We start from the raw sequence: 23,505 nt of genomic DNA on the forward strand, positions 1-23,505 counted from the left end.
GCAGTTAAAAAAATGATATAAATAACCCGGGCATGATTTAATCATACCCGGGATTTTTTTAAAATAACCAGCTGACTAAGGCGCCGATAACGACGATAGCCCCAATAATCATTAATATTGTCCGAATCATAGTAATGCCGCTGCCCCCTTATATTTGAAATGAATCAGAATTAGCGGCTAAGCGCTTCTCTGTCATGCGTAGTACTGAAATATCCTGATTGAATAATTTCTGTAATGCTGCTATTTGTTTGTCAACCTCTGTTCCTTCAACAATGATTTTTAGCGTTGTTTGCGGTTTTACGGTTAAAAAGAAGGATACGAGTTTGGATAAATTTGCGGCATCGACTGCTTTATGCTTACTATATAAATAGGTATTACCTTTAAATTGTCTGGATGCCTGGTGAATGTCAAGCATTTTTCTGATCGTCACTTTATTTTGAACAAGTACGTTTGAAGACATGATTTCTTTCATTATCTTATCTCCTTATTCTATCTTGGCTTAATGAATATTTACCCGCCACTACAAAGGTTAAACATCGACGCCAACTTGAAGGCTGGCCCATTTGCTGGAAATGTTGCAGCCCTTAAGGACCGACAGGCTGCCGGCTATGAATAGAAAAGGGGCATTTTGTTTAGATTAGAAGAGGCTCTATGACAACTGTTCTTACCATCTACTTAACTTTAAATATGACAGAGGATTGTCATTCTCATCTGAACATGAAAGGAGATTTTCCGTGTTAACACTGATTAAAAATGGGGAAGTGTATGCCCCGGATTATTTAGGGAAGAAAGATATTTTGCTTGCAGATAAAAAGATTGGTTTTATTGAAGATACGATCGAAGTGCCAGACAATTTTGTCGACATCAAGGTCATAGACGCAGAAGGAAAAATCGTTGTTCCCGGTTTTATCGACTCACATGTTCACATCATTGGCGGGGGCGGAGAGGGAAGCTACAAAACAAGAACACCGGAAATTCAACTGACCGACGCGACTCTTTCGGGTGTAACTACATTGATCGGGGTCATTGGAACTGATGGGACGACTAGAACGATGGCGAGCTTAATTGCGAAAGCGCGCGGCCTTGAAGAAGAAGGAATTACTTGCTATGTACAAACGGGTTCATACCAGGTGCCTGTCAAAACATTAACAGGAAAAATCGAAGATGATATTATTCTTGTTGATAAAATAATTGGTGCCGGTGAAATAGCAATTGCCGATCACAGGTCTTCTCAGCCGACAGTGGACGAAATGGCGAAAATCGCTTCAGCTGCCCGAATTGGCGGGCTTTTATCGGGAAAAGCCGGTATTGTCAATGTCCATGTCGGTGACAGCCTGGATCATTTGAACATCATTGAAGAAGTCGTTGAAAAAACGGACATTCCGATCAGGCAGTTTTACCCAACTCATATAAACCGTAACCCCCATCTGTTTGCAGAAGGCATCAACTATGCCAAAAAAGGTGGTTATGTTGATTTTACAACAAGCTCAATTCCGAAATTTCTTGAAGAAGGGGAAGTGAAATGCAGCAAAGGCCTAAAAAGAATGCTTGATGCCGGTGTCGATATTTCACAAATTACCTTCACATCAGACGGGCAGGCAAGCCTGCCTGAATTTAATGCAAACGGTGAGTTTACCCGCCTGAAAATCGGCAAGGTGTCAACCTTATATAAGGAAGTGCGGGATACTGTTCTCGATGAAGGGATTTCATTGGACCAGGCCATTCGCGTGATCACCGAGAACCCGGCCACTATTTTGAAATTGAAAGAAAAAGGAACTATTCAAGAAGGCAAGGATGCTGATTTGGTGCTCTTAACTAAGACAGATTACCGGATTGATACGGTCATCGCGCTGGGACAGGTCATGGTTGAAAAAGGTGAACCGACTGTGAAGGGAACATTTGAAGAGGATTTATCATAAATAGTCTATTTTATGAGGAAAGGAGGTTCTTTGTCTTGTTTGTGAAAAATATTCTGACAAATGAATCTCTTTTTCGTTAAATTTCGTATATAGATTAAATAGACGCGAGGAGTGATGGGAATGGCTTTAATTCTTATTGGTATTGTGCTGATCATTATCATTATTGGTTTAACTGGCGGATCTTCATTCCGGGGGAAAGCACGGGGGAATTATCATTCAGGAATTCACTCAAATACGAGTGTTGGAGGCTTTTTTACTGGTGATTGCAGCGACGGCGCTTCCGGCGGAGATAGCGGGTGCGGAGACTAGAGACTCCATTTTCTTGCTCAACGTCTGATAGGCTTAGTTAAGACACGATTTTCAAGCTAACCTTTTCAAAAGAATATGAAAATTAATCTTGCATAATAGGTCATATTTTAGTTCACTTATATTAACATACATGTGGAATCGAGGGATTTACAGATGAAATACATGCCCATCGATCAAGTCGTCCAGGGTGAATACTTAGCAAAACCTATTTTCGCAAGTGACGGCAGGGCTCTACTTGAAGAAAATGTCCTGTTAACGTTTGGTCTATTATCAAGACTAAGGCAAATGGGGATTACGGCCCTGTATATTAAGGACAGCAGTAATCCGGAAATAATAATAGATGAAGAAGATGTCATAGGGCAGGAAACAAAACGGGAAGCAGCCTCCTTACTTTCGACTCTATATCAATACGTCCAGACCGGCGAGAAGGATTTTAAGTTAAAAGCAGTCAGCAAGGTAGCAAGTTCGATTATTGATGAGATCACCATAAGAAAAGAAGTACTCGCTCATTTAAATGATATTCGCACTAATGATAATGCGCTTTTTTTGCATTCGTTTAATGTTTGTGTGTTATCTGTTTTAGTAGGATTAAAGATGGGTCTCGACCGATCAAAGCTACGGGATCTTTCAGTAGGCGCCCTCTTGCACGATATTGGAAAGATCACCCCGGACCAGCCTGAATCCAACAGTAAGGAAAATGACCATACGTGGAAAGGCTTTAACCTGCTGCGAAAAAACCCGGAAGTGAGCAGACTCTCAGCTGTTGTAGCACTTCAGCACCACGAACATCTTGATGGATCAGGAGATCCGCGCAGCCTGACTGAAGGGGATATTCATCTATTTTCAAAGATTGTAGCTGTGACGAATGACTATGACAATATGATTTATGGAGTAACAGCGGAAAAGCCGCTTTATCCTTATGAGGCATGTGAGAAAATAATGGCCTTAACGAATTTGCATTATGACCATGAAACCGTTTGGAATTTTTTACGGTCTGTCGCTTTTTATCCAAACGGAAGCCACGTAAAGCTGACTACAGGTGAAACTGGTGTCGTGGTTTCGCAAAACCGCGGATTGCCGCAGCGCCCGATCGTTAAAGTTTTTAAATCATCGTTTCATATTGATGACAGTGAAGTAAAAGAAATCGATCTTGCCAAGGAAACGACTATTTTTATCGACAAAATGATTTGATAGATCGCGAAAAACTGAGTTAAATAGCGATTGACTTTGATTGAATCCAGTGATAACCTTACAAAGGAAGAAAAAATTTACAGCAAAAGGAGGGTTACCGATGATCTTAATTCAACTAACTAGCGAAACAACTTCATACAAACAGATCGTAACCTGCCCTTTTACATTTTTTGCCTGAATTTACTTAAGTGGAAATTCGGTACAGGTTGCGTTATTGCGTAACGTGTGCCGTTTTGTCTGCCTGTAAACTGGACATATCGCATGCTGCGGTATGTCCTTTTTTTGTCCAAAAAACCTTGAAAACCGGGAGAATCCCGTTTTCTATAAAAACAAATCAAAGGAGGAACAAAGAATGTTACGTATTCAAACAGAGAGAATTGGCATTTCCACTGGGGAGCTTGAAGGCGGTTAGTCGTAAACAACTTTGCTGACGAGAGGAGAGAACACACAGATGTTTTCAGTATTTAAGAAGTTAAGCTGGTTTTTTAAAGAAAATTGGAAAAGGTACACGGTTGCGATCGTGCTCCTTGTTATTGTCGGAATTCTTGACGTCATGCCGCCTAAATTAGTCGGGATGGCTATCGATGACATTCACATCGGCTCCATGACAATCGAAAAGGTTTTTCAATATCTCGGCTATTTAGCTGTGATTACCGTCATTTCCTACGGGATCACCTATGTATGGATGTACCAATTATTTGGCGGGGCTTTTTTAGTGGAACGGAAGCTTCGGTCGCAATTTATGGGCCATTTATTAAAAATGACGCCGACATTTTTTGAAAAGAACCGGACCGGAGATTTAATGGCCCGGGCAACAAACGATTTAAAGGCAATCTCAGTGACGGCAGGCTTCGGCATATTGACGCTTGTTGATTCAACTATTTTTATGCTGACGATTCTTTTTACAATGGGATTTTTAATCAGTTGGAAGCTGACACTGGCTGCCATCCTGCCGCTTCCGATCATGGCGTTGTTAATGAATATTTACGGGAAGCGAATTCATTCACGGTTTATGAGCGCCCAGGATGCCTTTGGTGAATTGAATGATCGGGTGCTTGAATCAGTGTCAGGAGTCCGGGTCATTCGGGCATACGTGCAGGAAAAAGCGGATGGAGAGAAGTTCCATCGATTAACTGAAGATGTATACAACAAAAATATTAAAGTAGCAAAAATTGACTCTCTCTTTGATCCAACCATTAAAGTCATCGTCGGGTTAAGCTATTTAATCGGGCTTGGTTATGGTGCACATATGGTTTTTCAACAGACGATTACCCTCGGAGATCTTGTCGCTTTCAATGTGTATCTTGGGATGCTGATTTGGCCGATGTTTGCGATTGGAGAATTAATCAATGTGATGCAGAGGGGCAATGCTTCCCTTGACAGGGTGCAGGAAACACTCGCATATGAAGAGGATGTCAAAGATCCGTTGCAACCGGTCAGCGTCGATCAACCAGAAACAATCTCTTTTGACCAACTTTCTTTTCGGTATCCATCATCAAACGGTGATAACCTGCAAAACATTAATGTGAAGCTGGAAAAAGGGGGAACGCTCGGAGTCGTCGGCAAAACTGGCAGCGGGAAAACGACCTTTATCAAGCAGCTGTTAAGGGAGTATCCGGCCGGCCCGGGAGAATTGGCTGTATCGGAAGTGCCGATCAATGAACAGGCTCTCGAAAGAACGCGGGGCTGGATTGGCTATGTGCCTCAGGACCATGTTCTTTTTTCAAGAACGGTTAAGGAAAATATTCTGTTTGGTTTGACGGATGCCGGCGAAGCTGATTTGCAAAAGGCGATTGACCTTGCTGCTTTCCGAAAAGATCTTGAGATGCTTCCAGATGGGCTCGATACTCTTGTCGGGGAAAAAGGGGTTGCCCTGTCAGGCGGACAGAAACAGAGGATTTCGATTGCCCGGGCCTTGATCAAAGATCCGGAAATCCTCATACTTGACGATTCGCTGTCAGCGGTCGATGCAAAAACGGAAAAGAAGATTATTGATAACATTCGCAGCGAGCGAAGCGAAAAAACAACGATCATTACTACGCACCGCATGTCTGCTGTCCAGCACGCTGACAATATTATCGTTTTTGATGGCGGTAAAGTGATTGAAACAGGAACGCATGAGCAATTAATGAACAGCAACGGCTGGTATAGAGAGCAATACATCAGGCAGCAGGCAGAGGCAGCTGCAGAAGAGGAGGTGCTCTCATGAGAACAGGGAAACGATTGTTTCGGTATGCGTTAAGCTATAAAAGTATTATCATCGCCGCACTTGCGATGCTGACAATTGCGGTAATGGCTGATCTGGCCGGTCCGTTCATTGCCAAACGGGTGATTGACCAGCATATTATGGGAATCGAATCTGTCTGGTACCAAACAGAAGCAGGTGAAGATACGGTTTCCTATAAAGGGAACTATTATAAACGTGATCATTATCTTGCTGAAGACGAGGTGAAATTGGCAGAAGTCCGAATTCTTCAGGCAGGAAGGGAATTTGTGTTTGTCGAAGACGCGGTTGAACTAGATGGAGAAAGAAGCTTCAGCGACGGGACGTTAACGATTAAGAAGGGTAAACAAGAAGAAAGTTTTAATGCGGAACTTTTAAAAGGTGACGAGCTGATTAAGTTTTATCGGCCTGAAATTCCGAAGATCATTCAACTGCTTGGCGTTTATTTTGTGCTGATCGTCATCGCTGCTTTTTTCCAGTATGGACAGCGCTATTATCTGCAAAAGTCGGCAAACCGGATTATCCAAAAGATGCGCGAGGATGTGTTCGGGCAAATTCAGCGTCTGCCGATTCGTTATTTTGATAACCTTCCTGCCGGAAAGGTCGTCGCCCGGATCACCAATGATACTGAAGCAATCAGGGAATTATACGTGACGGTGTTATCAACCTTTTTCACTAGTGCTATTTATATAGCCGGTATTTATGTGGCTTTATTTATTTTACATGTGAAGCTGGCGGCGATCTGTTTGCTGCTCCTGCCGATTTTATATGTATGGATGAAGGTTTACCGAAAATTCGCCTCTAAATATAATCATGTAATTCGTGCGCGAGTGAGCGATATAAATGCCATGATCAACGAGTCGATCCAGGGAATGAACATCATCCAGGCCTTCAGCAGGGAGAAGGAAACGCAGAAGGAATTTGAAGCTCTTAATAACGATCATTTTTCATATCAAAATAAACTGTTGAGCCTCAATTCGTTTACTTCCCATAACCTGGTTGGGGTGCTGCGAAATATCGTATTTGTTGCTTTTATCTGGTACTTTGGCGCTGAATCGATAACGCCTTCTGCGGTCATTTCGCTTGGGATGCTTTATGCGTTTGTCGATTATATTAACCGGCTTTTCCATCCGGTCCAGGGAATCGTTAACCAGCTGGCAAATCTGGAGCAGGCACTCGTTGCCGGTGAACGGGTATTCAAGCTGATGGACGAAGAAGGCATCGACGTAAGTGAGACTGAAGTTCCCCGCTACAAAGGGAATGTTGTCTTTGAAAATGTCTCGTTTGGATACAAGGAAGGCGAGTATGTCCTGAAAAACATTGATTTCGAGGCTAAGCATGGGGAAACAGTTGCACTTGTCGGCCACACCGGGTCTGGAAAGAGTTCAATAATGAACCTGCTGTTCCGATTTTACGACAGCCAGAAAGGCCGGATTGTGATTGATGGAAAGGATATTACAGAAATGCCGCGGCAAATTTTGCGCAGCCATATGGGCATTGTGTTGCAGGACCCGTTCTTGTTCACCGGGACGATTGCTTCCAATGTCAGTCTCGATGATCCGTCAATCAGCCGGGAAAAGGTTGAAAAAGCGCTGTCTGATGTTGGCGCAAACCGGATTTTTAGAAACCTCGAGAATGGCTATGATGAGCCGGTTATTGAAAAAGGCAGTACACTTTCAAGTGGGCAGAGGCAGTTAATTTCATTTGCGCGTGCACTTGCCTATGACCCGGCCATTTTGATTTTGGATGAAGCCACTTCGAGCATTGATACAGAAACGGAAGCAATCATCCAGGAGGCAATGGAAGTATTGAAAAAAGGTCGAACAACGTTTATCATCGCCCACCGGCTTTCAACGATTCGAAATGCCGACCAAATTCTTGTTTTAGACCGCGGCTCTATCGTTGAAAAAGGCAGCCATGAAGAGCTGATGGAATTGAAGGGGAAATATTATCAAATGTATCAGCTGCAGCAGGGAAGCAACACGCTCGCAGGATAAATAAGGAGAGGCGCCTATTTGGTTGCCTCTCTGTTTCATTTCCGTCTTCGTTCATAAAACTGTCACGTAGCTGTCACCAATCGGTGATAAATGTCACAATTAGTTGTCAAGATTTCATGATATGTTAAAAATAATCAACAACTTCAATAAAAGGAGGATTTTTTATATGGAGTTATTTTCAGTGACGCTTACGATTGCAAGTATCATGGTGCTTGGCTATTTTATCGGCTATTCAATTATTAAGGCCTCTTAAACTGTCCGGAACTCCCGGGCATTTTTTTATGGTTTTGACTGACCTTATGCGGGGCAGTACTAAAAAAAGTTTTACGGTGAATGTATATACCTCATTTTGATGACATCTAAGCAAGTGTTGTGACTGTTTCGCTCCGCTGTCAGGCTATTAGAAACTTTACTGGCCAAGGATGGAAATCTCAATTGACAGAATCCAATTGTCGTATTAATATTTAATTGAACAGTGGTTAATAAGGAGAGGACACCATGTCACCAAGAAAGTCTGTACAGCAGGAATTAACACGTGAAATGATCATGGATGCAGCAAGAGATTTGTTTACCGCCAAGGGATACCAGCATGTCTCAATGAGGCAGATTGCAACGGAACTGAAATACAGCCACGGGGCTCTTTACTATCATTTTAAGAATAAAGCGGAGCTTTTTTATGCGCTTGTGGAAAAACATTTTCTGATGTTGGATGAAAAACTGGATGAAGTAATGAATCAGCAGTTGGAGCCGAAGGAAAAACTGAAGCAAATCTTCCTTGGATACATAGAATTTGGACTTACGTATCAAAGCCATTATGAAATTATGTTCCTGATCAAAGATGATGAAGTCCGTAATTTTATCAATAATGGCCCGAATCATAGCTATGAAAAGTTTGCGCAATCTGTTCACTTATTGTCTGACGGCGAGTTTTCCCTTCAGGAAATTTTTTCTATATTTTTATCTTTGCATGGTTTTGTAACTCATTATTGCCGGCATATTGTGGGATATGAAGAAGTAAAAGACATGGCTGCTGCCCATGTGAATTTTTTATTAAAAGCGCTCGCTTAAATTTTTCAGCATTATTGACTGGTGCTACATTTTTTTAAACAGTATTGACCAATGTTCAATTAATTATTTGAAAAGGGGAAATTTCTATGAAGAATGCATTGGTTTTAGGAGCTTCAGGAGGAATGGGCTATTCAATTGCAAAAGAATTATCGAACAGAGGAATTAAAGTTACCGCATTTGCGAGGACAAAGAAAAAATTAGAGCAACTATTTGATAATGATCCGAATGTGTCGGTGTTTGCAGGAGATATTTTCAATAAAGAAGATTTGCGCAATGCTGCAAAGGGAGTAGACACCATTTTTCAGTCTGCGAACATCCCTTACCCTGATTGGGAAAAGAAGTTGATGGGTTTTATGTCCAATATTGTTAAGACAGCCAAAGACCATTCGGCAAAGCTTGTGATCGTCGATAATATTTATGCTTATGGCAGAAGCTCGGGCATAAAGGTTACTGAGCAAACAGCAAAAAATCCTCACACAAAAAAGGGGAAAATCCGCCTTGAAGTAGAGAATATGGTTAAACAATCAGGTGCCCGGGCATTGATCGCCCATTGCCCCGATTTTTACGGCCCGAACGCAAAAAATACTTTGTTACACTTTACTTTTCAAAGTGCAGTGAAAAATAAGAAATCTATGTTTATAGGTGATCAAAGCATTCAAAGGGAATTCATCTATACTCCAGATGGTGCCAAAGCAATTGTTAATCTCGCTTTAAGTAAGGAGGCATTCGGACAAAACTGGAATATTCCCGGGTATGGCGTTATTACCGGCAAGGAAATCGTAAAAATGATTCGCGAAATCACTGGTTATCAACGATCTGTCGCAACTGTATCAAAAAATATGATTAGATTTCTGGGTCTTTTTAATTCCACTATGCGGGAAGTGGTTGAAATGTTTTATTTAAATGAAGAACCGGTCGTATTGGACGGAGAGAAATATGAACAGTATATTGGATCGCTACCGAGAACACCATACAGCGAGGGCATAAAAGCAACGATTGAATATATTAAGAGCCACAATTAATCCGTCGGAAATTGCTGAGAGTGATTTTTTATCACAGAACCACATATAAAAAAAGACTTCCATAATTTTAAAAGCTGGAGAATTGGGGAAAAGAATAAATAATGTAAGGGTAAGGGAAGGGAGGCAGGCAAATGACAGATTACCGGATTGAGCGGGATACATTAGGTGAAGTGAAGGTTCCGGCCGCTAAATATTGGGGAGCTCAGACGCAGCGAAGCAAGGATAATTTTAAAATTGGCATTGAAAAGATGCCGATCGAACTCATCTATGCCTTTGCCCATATCAAGAAAGCGGCAGCGATCGTTAACGAGCGGCTTGGCAAGCTTTCCAATGAGAAGAACCAAGCGATCGTGCAGGCAAGTAAAGAAATTATCAGCGGCAAATACGACGATCATTTTCCGTTAGTTGTCTGGCAAACCGGGAGCGGTACGCAGTCAAATATGAATGTGAATGAAGTGATCGCTAAACGGGCGAACGAATTATTGGAGGACAACAATGCCAAGGTACATCCAAACGATGATGTGAACATGTCGCAAAGTTCCAATGATACGTTTCCGACAGCGATGCATATTGCTGCATATCTCGCAGTAAAAGAACGGCTCTTGCCGGCTGTCCGTTGTTTAGCGGAAACATTTAAGGAAAAAGAGAATGCCTTTTCAGACATCATTAAAATCGGCAGAACCCATCTGCAGGATGCAACTCCACTCACTTTAGGACAGGAAATCAGCGGCTGGCGTAGCATGCTTGAAAAAGATGAAAAGATGATTGGTGAAGCAGATGGTTATTTGTTGGATCTGGCGATCGGCGGCACTGCCGTTGGAACAGGAATTAATGCTGACCCCAGATTTGGCGAGGAAGCGGCAAAGGAAATTGCGAAACAAACGGGACACGATTTTCGTTCAGCAGCGAACAAGTTTCATGCGCTGACGAGCCATGACGAAATCGTTTATGTCCATGGAGCTTTAAAAGCGCTGGCAGCTGATTTAATGAAAATTGCCAATGATGTCCGCTGGCTTGCGAGCGGTCCAAGGAGCGGAATCGGGGAAATATCGATTCCCGCCAATGAGCCGGGGAGCTCGATCATGCCGGGAAAAGTCAATCCAACCCAAAGTGAAGCAGTGACGATGGTCGCATGCCAGGTATTCGGAAACGATGCGGCGATCGGCTTTGCTGCAAGCCAGGGGAATTTCGAGCTGAATGTTTTTAAACCGGTTATCATTTACAATTGCCTGCAAAGCATTCGGCTTCTGGCAGACTCCATCGATTCCTTTAATAAAAATTGCGCAGTTGGAATTGAAGCGAACCTGGAAACGATATCAGCCCATGTCGAAAATTCGCTCATGCTCGTCACAGCACTGAACCCTCAGATCGGTTATGAAAAAGCAGCTGAAATTGCAAAGATGGCGTTTAGTGAGAATATTACCCTGAAGGAAGCGGCGCTCCGCTCAGGCTATGTGAACGAAGAGCAATATAACCTCTGGGTTAAGCCGGAAAAGATGGTGTAACAAGGATGCCCCCTTCAGATGAGAAGGGGGCAACTTCAGAATAAGAAATTCAAATTAACGCCGCAGTCCGCTAAGCTGAGCTTGAGCAAGAGCAACCATGCGTTTTGTCATCTCACCGCCGACAGAACCGTTGGCGCGGGCAGTTTGATCCGCGCCCAGCTGCACTCCGAACTCCTGGGCAATTTCATTTTTCAACTGGTCAAGAGCCGGACCAGCTTGCGGAACAAGCAGTTTGTTGGAGGATCCACTTCTGTTAGACATCAGTAATCATCTCCTCATTTGAATTCTTTTGGCTGGGTTAGCCGGATTCGCACCGGCCGCAGGCGTGGCCTGCTACCTGCTTGGTTTAACCCAACATCATGAAGGAAATGCTAATGCGCTATTAGTATGCGTTTTATTTGATGGATTATCAGAGGAATAAAGCGCAATAATTTCCTGAAGTTGGCCAAACTATAATTCATAAGAAAAACAAACACTAAAGATACTACTTGGAAAGGAGCAACCATGATGTCTGCCTGCCCGATTTGCAACGGTTTTAGGAGATTGGAAGTCGCATGCCCATCTTGCGGGCAGCCATTGGCGGAGCAAGGAAGAATCATGGACTACTACGATGATTACAGCCCGTATATGCCAATTGACCAAATGAAACTGGAAGACGGCTATCCAACTACATATTCAAACCAGCAATGCCCGCATCTTTTTACATGCAGCGAATGTGGATTAGAAAAAGTTTTGCTGGTGAAAGAATAATTCTAACTCTACCTTTTTCGTCCCCGCATTTTAACGAAGAAAGTTGGTTTCTTTCAGACAGCACACTTTGGGCCCTCATTTATAAATGATTGTTAACATGCATTAGTTTTTATACAAAAAATCTGGCCTAAAAAGGTCACTTATATGTCCTTTTTAGGCCAGATTTTGTTTGGTTTGGTTATACCGCAGCAACCGCCTCTGCAGCCGGGCGAATTCTCAGTTCAGTTTCAGCATCGAAGAAATGGACTTTGTTCATGTCGAACGCAAGCTCAAGAGTTTGTCCCGGAATGATGTCAGTGCGTGAATCAACGCGGGCAACAAATTCCTGTGCATCAACGCTGGAGTAGAGCATCGTTTCCGCTCCTGTTAATTCAGCAACATCAATGACTGCGGAAATTTTGGAACCGGCTGAAGCATCGATGAAAACAGGCTCATCATGAATGTCTTCAGGTCTGACTCCAAGAATCAGTTCTTTTCCGACGTAACCTTGATCACGAAGGACCTTCATTTTTCCTTCCGGCACGGCAACAGCTACATTGCCAATCACGAATTTTCCTTCTTCAAGCATGCCGTTAAAGAAATTCATCGCGGGAGAACCGATAAATCCGCCAACAAAAACATTTTCGGGCTTTTCGTATACTTCTTTAGGAGCACCGACCTGCTGGATAATCCCGTCTTTCATGACAACGAGACGTGTTGCCATCGTCATCGCTTCGGTTTGGTCATGGGTTACATAAATTGTAGTCGTTTGCAGACGCTGATGAAGCTTGGCGATTTCAGCACGCATTTGCACACGAAGCTTTGCATCAAGGTTGGAGAGCGGCTCATCCATCAAGAACACTTTCGCGTCACGAACAATGGCGCGGCCCAAGGCGACACGCTGGCGCTGTCCACCGGATAGAGCTTTTGGCTTGCGGTCTAAATATGGCTCAAGGCCCAAGATTTTCGCAGCGTCTTTAACACGGCGGTCAATCTCATCTTTAGCAAACTTTCGAAGCTTTAAGCCAAACGCCATATTATCATAAACAGTCATATGCGGATAAAGGGCATAGTTCTGGAAAACCATTGCAATGTCGCGGTCTTTTGGTGCGACATCATTGACACGTTTGCCGTCGATATAAAAATCACCCTGCGAAATTTCCTCAAGCCCGGCGATCATCCTTAATGTAGTCGACTTACCGCATCCGGATGGACCGACAAAAACGATGAATTCTTTATCCTTAATATGAAGGTTAAAATCATCAACCGCGGTTACCTTATTATCATAAACCTTGTAAATATGATCCAATTTCAATTCAGCCATTTTGTTCGTCCTCCTATTAATTCTGCTTGAACTTAGTCTATCGAATAATAGAAGAATAAAGTATGGACATCCTGCACAAAAAGTGAGGGGCGTTTTTGGGCAACTTGCAGAAAAATCAAAAGTTAGCTTAATTCGTATAAATAACAGGCAATATATACAGTTATCGCTCCGTTAAAGTCCTTCAAGCTGATCCCGGTTTTATCGGTAAATTTGTCAATCCGGTATTGCAGGGTGTTGCGGTGGATATATAGCTTTTTAGCTGTTAAAGAAGCATTCAAATTGTTTTCCAGAAAAACTTTTATTGTATGAAGCATTTCAGGCTCCTCTTGAAAGACCGGTAAAATTTGTTGCGTTAAATGACGGCGCAAATTTTCCGGCATCGAAGCAGACAGCAGCGCAGGAAAAACTTTTTCAAACGTGTAGATCCGTTCCTTCGTGAGGAGTTTTATTCCTGTTTGAAAGAATTCAGCTTCGTACTGAACACGGCGACTCATTTCTTCGTTAATAGATAAAAACTTGCCCAAATAGAAATAGGTTTTGATATAAAAATCACTTTCCAGTGTATTGGCCAATGAATGGAAATCATCCTCGCCCATTATGTAGCCTTTATTATCCTCAATCACAAGTCCTGATCGATCACCTAGCCAGATAACGATACAATCATCCGCAAAAAAACCTTTTAAGGCAGGCTCCATTTCGTTTTTGTTCAGGCTTTCCCCTTTGAACTGAAACTGGATCATCCTTCTTGGAGCATGATCGGAAGCGGGAGGCTTTCCTGCTGCAAATAAAAAATCATGCCAGCTTTGTTCCTGGTAGCCCCGGTAAATTGCTGCTGGCTGCCCAAAGCTCCCGAACAAGGCATTAAGCAAGTCCAATTCTTTTTCGCTTAAGTTTTTTTGGGGAATGCCGATCCACTCATCCTGATCAGGGGACAAGAACCAATTGTAACCGGCAGTTAATTGATCAGGAGGGTTGGACGCGAGCACTGCACCGGGGTAAAGTGATAAAAGTTGTTTAAACATAACGTTTCCTCTTTAAGGTTTGATACCTCTCATTATAGCAGTTAGTGGTACAAGCAGAAAGGTTGCAAACTTAGTAGCGAAAAGAAAAACAGACGCAGCAAGAAGACATTGATTGTCACGCCACTGGCGGGAAACCGCCGAGTATTACGCCCCTCAATGTCCTGCTTGGATCATAAACTATGAAATGCGTTTCAGAGCAACCATTTTTCGTCGACCGTACAATTTCGCGCCTCAATGTCCGCGTTCCTGACCTGCTGTCCAGTGTTTATATTTTCAATTATGGAAAAAGTGCTGGCTTTTCAAACAGAAGACTATTTCTCATATACATGATATAACATCAATTCATGAATCTGGCTCTGGACATCTGCAATGATCTCTTGATTCGGCTCTATCGATGTCCACTCAATTTTCCCGCTTTGGTGATAAATTCCTTCGTATTTTTTCTTTTGTAAGTAAAATGAAAACGTCCAGCCCGGGAGCTGGTTATTAGCATATAGCGGTTTATACTGAAAATGTGTTAACATTCTGCAAATCCCTCCTTGGCTTCATTTTACCGTCAGTACCGAACAAAATAAAACAACAGGCTCTCATGTAGCAGGCCTGTTGTGGATCATTGCGTCGGTATGGGAAATCCGGAGCGAAGGAAGAACAAGTTGCAGAGGTTCCTAACCCGCTGTTCCTCGATCTCCGGCTCATCAAACGACATCGGCTTGGAGTTGATTTCATAAAGGACGTATTCGCCGTTTGCTGTGATTCCGGCATCAATCGAAAATTCACCGAAAAAGCCCAGCTCCGAAGAAAGGGATTCGCCGCATATGCGCACGATCTTTTCAATAAATTGATCGTGTTCACTGCTGCGAACCAGGCTGTACGGCAAAAGCTTGCCGCCGTTCGGAAGATGGGTGGTCAACTCCTGTTGTCCCGATTGCCTGATGCCTACTCCCGTCGGACGGTAGCCATTTTCCCCCCAATGTGCGAGGATTCTAAAGTCAAAGCGGTGGCCAGTTAGCCGTGCAGGTGTGACGGCTTCCTGGGCGATATACTTGCTCGTTTCAACAGTGGGACTGAGATGGGCCCAAAATTTCGCATAGCTGCCGAAGCTGATTTTTTTGCGTTTGCTTTCGAGCGCAATTGTACCTTCGGAATCCTTCATTACCCGAAAAATCCCTTTCCCCTGTGCTGAGACCCGCGGTTTTAAATAGATGGAGTGATGCTTGTCAAGAAAATCTTGCAGCTCACCATCATTGTGCACGGCGATCGTCGCTGGCAAGTAGGGACGCATCTCTTCATTTTGGTTAAGAATTTCATAGAGGACATATTTATCAAGAAAGCACGGATTAAAGATCGGAATGTTTTGGTCGGCAAATTTTATGAAGGCTTCAATCGTCTCTGCTGTTTTTTCAGCTTGCCTGAAGGGAATCCGGTTGTAGATGAGATCCGGAATCGGCGCAGAAACTTCAATCCATTTCTGCTTGCCCGGTACATATAAATAGCCTTGGATAGTTGACTCTGTAAGCCGGTCCGGAGTAAATACGACAGAAATGCCGCCCATTCCGATTATTTTTTTTTGGATAGCGGCAAACAGCTGGCCGTTTCCGGCTATGCTGCCACCATTTTTCTTTCGGGCCGTCATAATCCCGATTAACGGTCCGGCATTTTTGGACGGCGAATCAATCGGGATAGAGAGCACGGGACCCTGGCCAGCTAGAGGACGCACCGGCAAATGCTGTTGATTGGACGCGAACGTGCGCCTTGGCCCAGCACCGGTTAAAATACACCAGAGCTTTTCAATTTGACTATAATGAAGAATCACTTGAATACTTCCTCTGGTTTTGTGATCGCCTGCTCTGCTAAAAATACGGCAAAGGCTAATGAGAATTTTCGGGTCAAAAGTTCAAACTCTTTTAAGCGGGGATGCTTGAAAATCGATCGTCCCGGCTTTGAATTTGCTTCGAACAGCCATATACGGCCATTCCTGTCGATCCCCATATCAAAGCCAATCTCACCGATAAACCCATCGATGTTTTTTTCAATCCCTTTGCTTAATTCAAGAGCCGCATCTGTCAGCTTTTCTAAAAAAGCTTGTTGGTCATTTTCATCAGGAAAAACTTCCTCGATCGTCCTGATCGCTCCGCCATTGTTTATGTGGGTTGTAACGCTTCCCGGACCAGCAATTTTTGCGGCCATGGCGGTGACTTGCCATGTCCCGCTTTCATCCTTGTTTGTATGAATCCTGAAATCAATCTGGCGCTTTTCGTGCCTGATTAGGTCGATACCTTGCTGGATGAGCATTTTTGAAAGACTTTGATTGGAAAATATGTGGCGCATTAATATTTCCAATGAAGCAAACTTTTTTAGTTTGTTTTTTCCGTGTTCATCGCGATACCGGCAATAATAATCCCCACCCCGTTTATCATAGATAATTTGGTGGACGCCGAACCCAAGGCTGCCGTTGATCGGTTTTATATACACATGACCGTAATCTGCCAGCATTCGTTCAATATTTGAGAACGATGTGAATGGGTGGGTTTCCGGCAAATATTGAGACAGAGCATCTTCCTGGAGCAGCCGCTCGTGAATTTCAAGCTTATTAAAAAAGCCGGGATTGTAACAAGGAATTAAATAATCGTTTTGCAGGCGTTCTTTCACTTTTTTTAACTCAAACAGCTTTTCCGTACGCCGGTTTGGGAGCCGGTCATAAATGACATTTGGAAAGGGAACCTCGATGATCTCCCAGCCCTTTTGCTGATAAAAATACCCCTTTATCAGCCCATTTTCCCAGTCGATATGTTTCTCTCCAAAGACAAATGGCAGCACGCCCACAGATTTTTGCACGGAGAGCAGCTTGGCGAAAAACAATGACCTATCCCCGACCGGCCTTAGCGGAAACGGTGTAAAACCGGCTGTGAAAATACCGACAAGAGGGCCTATAAACAATGTCTCGTTTTCGACAAATAAATGCAGCTGGCTTGTCAGTTCAGGCATTTTTAACTGAGCCTGGATGTTCTTGCTAATGACGATCACATTTTCCGCTTCGGGATGGGGGAGGATAATTGCTGCAACCGACTTGCTTCCAAAAGCAATTTTTAAAGTGGTCCCATTTAACGGAAATTCGGCGGGATAATAAACCACGTCATCAATTTTTGCGGAGAATTCAATTGGATAGCGTTTTCTCATTGTACCGTTTCCTCTCTTTCTGTACGGCGCTGCCGATTTTTTTTGCGTAAAGAAGCGGTGCGGAAAATAATTCTTCCTGAAGATGAGGCAGGGACTGCAAAATCACCTTGCGGCCCGGTTTTGAATTAAGGTCAAGAATCCAAACAGCGCCGTCTTTCGTAATGCCAATATCAACACCAAGTTCAAAAAGCGGCATAAATGAATCTTCAAGAACAGCAGGAATTTTTACTAATAGCTCATCAAGTTCCTCGCAAATAAAATTTTTGAGTGACGGATCGACTTTATCAACCCAGGCTCGAAAAGGGGCAGCGACTCCCCCGGCGCTTAAATTTGAAAGAATCCCATCTTTTTTGCCGGTCCGAATCCCCCGTCCTCTTTCAAGCCAATGACCGTTTGCGTCCTTTTGGAGAAGGACCCGGACATCAAAAGGCCGGTCTTGATCGTCTGTTAGTTGCAAATAAGGCTGCACTAAGAATTTTTTTTTAGTTAGTAACGACTCGAGCCACCGTGACAGCTTGCTTTTGATTGAAAAAAGATAGTTAACTTGGTTACCTTGTTTTTCCGTTTTCGCAAGAATTCCTTCTTTTTGGACTTCTAAATAATAGATTCCGTTTCCCCCCGAGCCGTTTACAGGCTTCAAAATGATTTTCCTGTGCCTTTTTAATTCATTTAAAACTTCTTCAGGCAATGATACAGGTTTTGAAGCAGGCAAGTAGGGTGCCAGTGGTGATGACGCCAACACTTCATAAATTTCAAGCTTATTAGGAAGGCCATAACCGAGGAAAGTAATGTCCGGGTTGTTTTTTAACCAGCTAACAATCGGAATACACTGCTTAGAGTGGCGGTCATCGCCGTAAAAGCAGCGATCATAGAGAATATCAGGAATCGGAAATTCCGCTGCATTCCAGCGCGACCTTTCTGTGTCATACCTATGCCCGGTGACAAGCATCGTAACTGGGTTGATTTGCGAAGGGATGAACCGGAAGCATTCGATCCCGAAGCTGGCGGCTCTTGAAGCAATTTCATTTACATATTTATTTTCACTGTTCAGATGCAGGGCCATAATACCGAACTTGATCATATATCACTCCTCCTCCAGTTGAAATGGCTTTAGTGCCCATGATGTTGCAAATTCAATTATTGCTTTAGCCGAGGGACGAATTTTCGTATCGTGTTCTTCAAAATTTTTCGATGGTTTTGAATTGACTTCAATCAACCAGACTCCTCCTGTACAGTCAACTCCGATGTCGATGCCAAGTTCAATCGTGAGTCCATCTGTCCGTTCACCGACAATGGTGGCGGTTTCCAGAGCTACTTCCTTCATTAAAGCCGCTATTTGTAAAGCTGATACCCGATCAAAATATAACGAGAGTGCCTTTAACGGGCGCATCGTTTCTCCACCGCGGGCGATATTCGAAACAAACTGGTGCTCCGCAGATATTCGTGCGGTCGTCGAAGTTACTTTCCACCTCCCGGACAGGTTTTTATGACATAAAAGCCGGAAATCGAGCTTTCGGTTATGGATTGATATGAGGGGAATTCCTTGTTGAATGAGATAAATATTGTTATGCAAACGGGATTCAATCTGTTTAATCGTTTCATCCAGGCTTTTATGTTCTGACGTGGCAAACCAGGAGTTTGATGAGCTAATCATAAAATCGTTGTCGTCCATTCTGGTCAGTTGAATGATGTTTCTGCCCTGGCTGCCGTTAATAGGCTTTAAGTAAAGTGAATCAAATTCAGAGATCATTTCGGTGAGATTATCTCGATTGAATAATTTGGTTACTGGGATGTAAGGGAGAAGGTGCTCCTCGGCCTCCAGCATTTCGTGGATTTCCCATTTTGAAAGAAAGCGGTGATTAAACAGGGCAATGCCGATGGCAGCGACACCCGCTTGAAACCTCTCATAGTAGCGCGATAATTCAAGTGTGCGGCTTGGATTGCGGTTATAGATCGCATCGGGAGCCGGGAGGATCATTTGTTTCCAGCCGTCATTCTCGAAATAATACCCCTCTATTGCATCAACATGAAAATTCTTAAAGTTAAAAACGTAAAACAAACCTCCCTGGCTGGAAAGGCCATGATGCATCTCCTCACAAAATGCATGCAATGGGCCAAAATCGGGCTCGCCAGCGACGGTCTCACCTATGCTCGTTAACAGGGCAAGTACTGGCCCGAACGAAATCGTTTCGTGTTCCGGCAGATAGTGGACTATAAGTTGAAGGCTTTGAACCGGAAGCAGCATTTCCTTCAAAGTAAAAGAGGGAATTAGAAAAAGCTGTGCCTCAAGCCTGGTTGCAATAACAGCCGCATCGACAACCCGCTTGCCGATCCGCATTTTTATGGTAGCTCCTTCTTCTATCCCCCACTTATCAAGGAGTTTTTTCCCGATCTTTATAAAATGGTTTTTTTCTTGAAATATTTTGATCGGCGCAATTGAGATTACTATCGGGGAAATACTCATAAAGCATTCCTCATTTGCATGTCATAGTCACTTTCAAATGAAAAATGGGCGAAAGCTGATATGGTATCGTATGAACCGGCAGGCTGGTTTGTGAAACATTTTAAAGAAGCAATCGGGCCGGGAGTGCAATTGAAAAGCATCGTTTCGAAGGATGGTAAAAGGGAAGTATTTTGCAAAAAGTATCTGAACTGAATCGGTGTTTCTTTTGTGAAACGGTCCGGGTGAACGCGCTCGCTTTTTGCTGCATAGTTTGGTATAGTGTAGTGGAATTCCAGAAAAAGGAGTGTTATTTTTGGCGATCAATGTGTACGATTCTGCCTATGATCTTGAAAAAGCTGTTCGAGGCAGCGATGAATATATGTTACTCAAAAAAATCTATGAGGAAGTAAATGCTGATGATTCAGCACGAACAATGTTTGAAAATTTTCGCAACATCCAAATGCAGTTACAGCAAAAACAGATGGCGGGTCAGGAAATTGCACAGGATGAAGTCGACCAAGCCCAGAAAGCAGTGGCTCTGGTCCAGCAGCATGAGAAAATTTCAAAACTGATGGAAGCGGAACAGCGGATGAGCATGTTAATTTCCGAATTGAACCAAATCATCATGAAGCCTTTGGAAGAACTGTACGGAAATATAGAAAATCAATAAAACAGCTCCAGCTGATTGCGCAGATCTGCAATGCTGTTATGAAAGGCTCCTGGGAACAGGGTCTTTTTTTGTTGGTGCCAAAAAGTCAATGACACCTACGGGCATGATGCAGGTGATACTTGCAGTTTTGGAGTGGCTGAACTAAGGGAAAGCGATTTAGCCAGGGATTTGTTGCAGCGGGCAGATAATGCACTGTACAAAGCGAAAAAGGGTGGCAGAAACATGGTTGTGATAGCATCTTAATACTGGCTTGCTCCAAACCGAGTAATGCTGTCTTAACGACGATTTCTTTGAAGCATGTTCTATTCCCCGCAAAGGTTTCATAAACCTGTTATAAGGAGTGACACCAAAGAATAGGGGGCACAATGATGATTTACCGTTTGCTTGCTTTAAATATTGATGGAACCACTTTACAATCAAACGGAAAACTCCATAAATCCACGAAAGAAGCGATAGACTATGTTCAACACAAAGGCATTTATGTCACGCTTGTTACCTCAAGGAGCTTTCCATCTGCAAAAAAAGCCGCCAGGGCTTTGAAAATAAATTCAGTGCTTGTCAGCCACAGGGGTGGATACATTTCCGGCCCTTTTGAAAAAGATGCCCTATTCGTTAAACGGATAAAGGAAGATATTGCCTTTGAAATTGTCCAGCTGCTCGAAGCTTTTCCATGCCAGATCAGGCTTGTTCATGAACGATTTTCCATTGCCAATAAATATAAGCTCAATCATAACATGTTGGCTAAAACAGTATTCACAACAGGTGATCCCGTGTTTTATTCCCAGCAATTTGTTGAAATTTTAAGTGAAGCGCTTATTGATCAGCAAGTGGCACCGCCCAAAATAGAAGTGTATTTTGAACATGAAGAGGATTTGGAAGACTCGACAAAAGCGATGAAGTCGATGTTTTCCGAGGTTGATTTTGTAAAAGTATCTGATCTGCGACTCGACATTGTTGCGGGCGGCGTCTCAAAATTGAGCGGCCTGATCTATTTAGGCGAGCATTTGGGAATCGCCCGGCAAGAAATGGTCGTCATCGGTGATGCACTTGATGATATAGAGATGATCAAAGCGGCAGGCCTCGGGGTAGCAATGGGCAATGCGCCATATGAAGTGAAAAAGGCTGCAGACTGGGTGACCCGCTCCAATAATGAGCATGGAGTTTCTTACATGGTGAAGGAACATTTCCGTAAACAGCATCCGATAGATTTTTTAAAAAAGATGAATATCCTGAAAAAATAGCTAAAGTATAGTGCGCTCCGGATTTGGGGTGCTCTTTTCTTTTTTCAGGGATTTCACGGTCACCTCATGTTGACCGCAATAAGACGATTCAGTACACTGAAGGAAGCTTATATTTGAAAGGTGATTGCTTTGCAAATTTATATAAAAGGAATAGAAGATGAACGTTTTACCAGGCCGCTTCAATTAATCGCGAACCTCTTTTATGAAGAAACAGAAGTGTTGCTGGAAGAAGGCGGAAATGCTGATTTGGCGATCGAGCTTCAACTTCATGAAACAGCCAAAAAGATTGCGGTGAATGCGATCCTCAAAGATCAATCCGGCAATCATTACCGTGCATCTTTTGAAAAGGAATTAGCCGAAGAGGACACGGAAAAGGAGCGGTTCACAAAAATTAAAACGGCCATCTCACATGTTTATTTAACGGTTCTGCAGGAGCATACTGGCATCATCCAAAAATGGGGCATTTTGACGGGTGTACGGCCGACAAAGCTGCTGCACCGGAAATTGCAGGAAGGCGTCCCTCGTGAAGAAGCCCATAAACAGCTTCAGGAGGATTATTTGATTTCAGACGAAAAGATCCAGTTGATGCAGCAAATTGTTGATCGTCAGCTTGCAGCTGTGCCTGATCTTTACCGTCTTCAGGAAGAAGTGAGTATCTACATCGGCATCCCCTTCTGCCCAACAAAATGTGCCTATTGTACATTCCCGGCTTATGCCATCAACGGAAGGCAAGGCACAGTCAATTCTTTTCTCGGCGGGTTGCATTTTGAAATCCGTACAATAGGGGCATGGCTGAAGAAAAATAATATTCGAATAACAACGGTTTACTACGGGGGCGGTACGCCAACAAGCATTTCAGCAGAAGAGATGGATATGCTTTATGAGGAAATGTACAGCTCATTTCCAAACGTCCGCGACATCCGTGAAATGACGGTTGAGGCGGGCCGCCCGGATACGATCAGCCCTGAAAAACTTGAAGTATTAAAAAAATGGAACATCGACCGGATCAGCATTAATCCGCAATCGTATACGCAGGAAACGCTCAAGGCGATCGGCCGCCATCATACGGTTGAAGAAACGATTGAAAAGTTCCACCTCGCACGACAAAAGGCTATGAATAATATCAACATGGATTTGATCATCGGGCTTCAAGGCGAAGGCACGGATCAGTTTGCACACAGTTTAAGCGAGACAAAGAAACTGATGCCGGAGTCGTTGACAGTTCATACTCTGTCATTTAAGCGGGCGTCAGAAATGACGAAAAACAAGCAAAAGTACAAGGTGGCGGACCGTGCTGAAGTGGAAAGAATGATGAACATGGCCGAGGATTGGACGAAGAAACATGGCTATGTTCCTTATTACCTGTATCGGCAAAAAAACATACTCGGAAATCTTGAAAATGTCGGGTATGCATTCCCGGACCAGGAGAGCATCTATAACATCATGATTATGGAAGAACAGCAAACGATCATCGGCCTTGGCTGCGGAGCGGCAAGCAAGTTTATTGATCCGCATACAGGAAAAATCACACATTTTGCGAACCCGAAGGATCCGAAGACTTATAATGACAGCTTTGCGGATTATACTGTTAAAAAACTGAACATCTTAAAAGAATTATTTTCCCGGGAAGAAACTCCTGCCTAAGTAAAGGCAGGAGTTTTGAC

General features: G+C 43.3%; 22 protein-coding genes and 1 pseudogene. 14 read left to right on the top strand and 9 right to left on the bottom strand.

Going from position 1 to position 23,505, the window contains the following annotated elements:
* Nucleotides 1-148: 148 nt before the first annotated feature.
* Nucleotides 149-472, bottom strand: coding sequence for an HPr family phosphocarrier protein (locus CVD23_RS05700; RefSeq protein WP_101665434.1), 324 nt, complete (start codon nucleotides 470-472; stop codon nucleotides 149-151).
* 262 nt (nucleotides 473-734) lie between these two features.
* Here CVD23_RS05700 and iadA point away from each other — a divergent pair, with 262 nt between their 5' ends.
* From iadA to fumC, 8 genes are all read left to right on the top strand, one after another.
* Nucleotides 735-1,919, top strand: a complete 1,185-nt coding sequence (iadA, locus tag CVD23_RS05705; RefSeq protein WP_101578324.1) for a beta-aspartyl-peptidase — start codon at nucleotides 735-737, stop codon at nucleotides 1,917-1,919.
* Nucleotides 1,920-2,039: 120 nt separating this feature from the next.
* A complete protein-coding gene (locus tag CVD23_RS05710; protein WP_101578323.1) occupies nucleotides 2,040-2,228 on the top strand; it encodes a hypothetical protein in 189 nt (62 codons plus the stop codon).
* A gap of 153 nt (nucleotides 2,229-2,381) precedes the next feature.
* Nucleotides 2,382-3,419, top strand: a complete 1,038-nt coding sequence (locus CVD23_RS05715) for an HD-GYP domain-containing protein (RefSeq protein ID WP_101578322.1) — start codon at nucleotides 2,382-2,384, stop codon at nucleotides 3,417-3,419.
* A 451-nt stretch (nucleotides 3,420-3,870) separates the two neighbouring features.
* Nucleotides 3,871-5,628 carry an ABC transporter ATP-binding protein gene (locus tag CVD23_RS05720; protein WP_101578321.1) on the top strand — a complete coding sequence of 586 codons (1,758 nt, stop codon included), beginning with the start codon at nucleotides 3,871-3,873 and terminating at the stop codon, nucleotides 5,626-5,628.
* Nucleotides 5,625-7,640 (top strand): ABC transporter ATP-binding protein, encoded by a 2,016-nt coding sequence (locus CVD23_RS05725; protein ID WP_101665435.1) that lies wholly within the window; start codon nucleotides 5,625-5,627, stop codon nucleotides 7,638-7,640. Before CVD23_RS05720 ends, CVD23_RS05725 begins: the two co-directional genes overlap by 4 nt.
* Nucleotides 7,641-8,138: 498 nt before the next feature.
* Nucleotides 8,139-8,708 (top strand): TetR/AcrR family transcriptional regulator, encoded by a 570-nt coding sequence (locus tag CVD23_RS05730; RefSeq protein WP_101665436.1) that lies wholly within the window; start codon nucleotides 8,139-8,141, stop codon nucleotides 8,706-8,708.
* An 86-nt stretch (nucleotides 8,709-8,794) separates the two neighbouring features.
* On the top strand, nucleotides 8,795-9,730 hold the full coding sequence (locus CVD23_RS05735) for an SDR family NAD(P)-dependent oxidoreductase (protein ID WP_101665437.1): 936 nt from the start codon (nucleotides 8,795-8,797) through the stop codon (nucleotides 9,728-9,730).
* A 131-nt stretch (nucleotides 9,731-9,861) separates the two neighbouring features.
* Complete coding sequence (gene fumC, locus CVD23_RS05740; RefSeq protein ID WP_101665438.1) at nucleotides 9,862-11,235, top strand: class II fumarate hydratase; 1,374 nt, start codon at nucleotides 9,862-9,864, stop codon at nucleotides 11,233-11,235.
* 54 nt (nucleotides 11,236-11,289) lie between these two features.
* Here fumC and CVD23_RS05745 read toward each other — a convergent pair whose 3' ends face one another.
* Nucleotides 11,290-11,499 (bottom strand): alpha/beta-type small acid-soluble spore protein, encoded by a 210-nt coding sequence (locus tag CVD23_RS05745; RefSeq protein ID WP_101578316.1) that lies wholly within the window; start codon nucleotides 11,497-11,499, stop codon nucleotides 11,290-11,292.
* A gap of 243 nt (nucleotides 11,500-11,742) precedes the next feature.
* Between CVD23_RS05745 and CVD23_RS05750 the strand changes: the two genes are divergently transcribed.
* Entirely contained in the window at nucleotides 11,743-11,985 is a 243-nt protein-coding gene (locus CVD23_RS05750; protein ID WP_101665439.1) for a hypothetical protein, read from the top strand.
* A gap of 178 nt (nucleotides 11,986-12,163) precedes the next feature.
* On the opposite strand, the gene CVD23_RS05755 is transcribed toward CVD23_RS05750, so the two are convergent.
* The 7 genes from CVD23_RS05755 to CVD23_RS05785 all read right to left on the bottom strand — a co-directional run bounded on the left by CVD23_RS05755 (nucleotide 12,164) and on the right by CVD23_RS05785 (nucleotide 19,951).
* Entirely contained in the window at nucleotides 12,164-13,288 is a 1,125-nt protein-coding gene (locus CVD23_RS05755; protein WP_101578314.1) for an ABC transporter ATP-binding protein, read from the bottom strand.
* 122 nt (nucleotides 13,289-13,410) lie between these two features.
* A complete protein-coding gene (locus CVD23_RS05760; RefSeq protein WP_101665440.1) occupies nucleotides 13,411-14,310 on the bottom strand; it encodes a PucR family transcriptional regulator in 900 nt (299 codons plus the stop codon).
* Nucleotides 14,311-14,621: 311 nt separating this feature from the next.
* Entirely contained in the window at nucleotides 14,622-14,834 is a 213-nt protein-coding gene (locus CVD23_RS05765; protein ID WP_101578312.1) for a YheE family protein, read from the bottom strand.
* A gap of 86 nt (nucleotides 14,835-14,920) precedes the next feature.
* Nucleotides 14,921-16,123, bottom strand: coding sequence for a YheC/YheD family endospore coat-associated protein (locus tag CVD23_RS05770; protein WP_257988041.1), 1,203 nt, complete (start codon nucleotides 16,121-16,123; stop codon nucleotides 14,921-14,923).
* Entirely contained in the window at nucleotides 16,120-17,487 is a 1,368-nt protein-coding gene (locus CVD23_RS05775; protein ID WP_101665441.1) for a YheC/YheD family endospore coat-associated protein, read from the bottom strand. Before CVD23_RS05775 ends, CVD23_RS05770 begins: the two co-directional genes overlap by 4 nt.
* Nucleotides 17,465-18,568 carry a YheC/YheD family endospore coat-associated protein gene (locus CVD23_RS05780; protein WP_101578310.1) on the bottom strand — a complete coding sequence of 368 codons (1,104 nt, stop codon included), beginning with the start codon at nucleotides 18,566-18,568 and terminating at the stop codon, nucleotides 17,465-17,467. Before CVD23_RS05780 ends, CVD23_RS05775 begins: the two co-directional genes overlap by 23 nt.
* A 3-nt stretch (nucleotides 18,569-18,571) precedes the next feature.
* Nucleotides 18,572-19,951 carry a YheC/YheD family endospore coat-associated protein gene (locus CVD23_RS05785; protein WP_101578309.1) on the bottom strand — a complete coding sequence of 460 codons (1,380 nt, stop codon included), beginning with the start codon at nucleotides 19,949-19,951 and terminating at the stop codon, nucleotides 18,572-18,574.
* Nucleotides 19,952-20,011: 60 nt separating this feature from the next.
* Here CVD23_RS05785 and CVD23_RS22325 point away from each other — a divergent pair, with 60 nt between their 5' ends.
* The 5 genes and pseudogenes from CVD23_RS22325 to CVD23_RS05805 all read left to right on the top strand — a co-directional run bounded on the left by CVD23_RS22325 (nucleotide 20,012) and on the right by CVD23_RS05805 (nucleotide 23,485).
* Nucleotides 20,012-20,143: a hypothetical protein gene (locus CVD23_RS22325; RefSeq protein WP_257985633.1), complete on the top strand. Its 132-nt coding sequence runs from the start codon at nucleotides 20,012-20,014 to the stop codon at nucleotides 20,141-20,143.
* A 100-nt stretch (nucleotides 20,144-20,243) separates the two neighbouring features.
* Entirely contained in the window at nucleotides 20,244-20,600 is a 357-nt protein-coding gene (locus tag CVD23_RS05790; protein ID WP_101578308.1) for a YlbF family regulator, read from the top strand.
* A gap of 129 nt (nucleotides 20,601-20,729) precedes the next feature.
* A pseudogene (locus CVD23_RS22785) lies at nucleotides 20,730-20,843 on the top strand (hypothetical protein); the annotation flags it as partial.
* Nucleotides 20,844-20,968: 125 nt separating this feature from the next.
* Nucleotides 20,969-21,841 carry a Cof-type HAD-IIB family hydrolase gene (locus CVD23_RS05800; protein WP_101578306.1) on the top strand — a complete coding sequence of 291 codons (873 nt, stop codon included), beginning with the start codon at nucleotides 20,969-20,971 and terminating at the stop codon, nucleotides 21,839-21,841.
* A 129-nt stretch (nucleotides 21,842-21,970) separates the two neighbouring features.
* A complete protein-coding gene (locus CVD23_RS05805; protein ID WP_101665483.1) occupies nucleotides 21,971-23,485 on the top strand; it encodes a coproporphyrinogen III oxidase in 1,515 nt (504 codons plus the stop codon).
* Nucleotides 23,486-23,505 lie beyond the last annotated feature (20 nt).

It is taken from the genome of Bacillus sp. V33-4 (genome assembly GCF_002860225.1).
Taxonomy (GTDB): Bacteria; Bacillota; Bacilli; order Bacillales; family Cytobacillaceae; genus Bacillus_BJ; species Bacillus_BJ canaveralius.

Coding starts and splice junctions, on each gene's coding strand:
- CVD23_RS05785 (WP_101578309.1), bottom strand. CDS start 19,951: ATGAGTATTTCCCCGATAGTAATCTCAATTGCGCCGATCAAAATATTT.
- CVD23_RS05800 (WP_101578306.1), top strand. CDS start 20,969: ATGATTTACCGTTTGCTTGCTTTAAATATTGATGGAACCACTTTACAA.
- CVD23_RS05760 (WP_101665440.1), bottom strand. CDS start 14,310: ATGTTTAAACAACTTTTATCACTTTACCCCGGTGCAGTGCTCGCGTCC.
- CVD23_RS22325 (WP_257985633.1), top strand. CDS start 20,012: ATGGTATCGTATGAACCGGCAGGCTGGTTTGTGAAACATTTTAAAGAA.
- CVD23_RS05750 (WP_101665439.1), top strand. CDS start 11,743: ATGTCTGCCTGCCCGATTTGCAACGGTTTTAGGAGATTGGAAGTCGCA.
- CVD23_RS05780 (WP_101578310.1), bottom strand. CDS start 18,568: ATGATCAAGTTCGGTATTATGGCCCTGCATCTGAACAGTGAAAATAAA.
- CVD23_RS05710 (WP_101578323.1), top strand. CDS start 2,040: ATGGCTTTAATTCTTATTGGTATTGTGCTGATCATTATCATTATTGGT.
- CVD23_RS05715 (WP_101578322.1), top strand. CDS start 2,382: ATGAAATACATGCCCATCGATCAAGTCGTCCAGGGTGAATACTTAGCA.
- CVD23_RS05775 (WP_101665441.1), bottom strand. CDS start 17,487: ATGAGAAAACGCTATCCAATTGAATTCTCCGCAAAAATTGATGACGTG.
- CVD23_RS05700 (WP_101665434.1), bottom strand. CDS start 472: ATGAAAGAAATCATGTCTTCAAACGTACTTGTTCAAAATAAAGTGACG.
- CVD23_RS05720 (WP_101578321.1), top strand. CDS start 3,871: ATGTTTTCAGTATTTAAGAAGTTAAGCTGGTTTTTTAAAGAAAATTGG.
- CVD23_RS05765 (WP_101578312.1), bottom strand. CDS start 14,834: ATGTTAACACATTTTCAGTATAAACCGCTATATGCTAATAACCAGCTC.
- fumC (WP_101665438.1), top strand. CDS start 9,862: ATGACAGATTACCGGATTGAGCGGGATACATTAGGTGAAGTGAAGGTT.
- CVD23_RS05735 (WP_101665437.1), top strand. CDS start 8,795: ATGAAGAATGCATTGGTTTTAGGAGCTTCAGGAGGAATGGGCTATTCA.
- CVD23_RS05730 (WP_101665436.1), top strand. CDS start 8,139: ATGTCACCAAGAAAGTCTGTACAGCAGGAATTAACACGTGAAATGATC.
- CVD23_RS05725 (WP_101665435.1), top strand. CDS start 5,625: ATGAGAACAGGGAAACGATTGTTTCGGTATGCGTTAAGCTATAAAAGT.
- CVD23_RS05755 (WP_101578314.1), bottom strand. CDS start 13,288: ATGGCTGAATTGAAATTGGATCATATTTACAAGGTTTATGATAATAAG.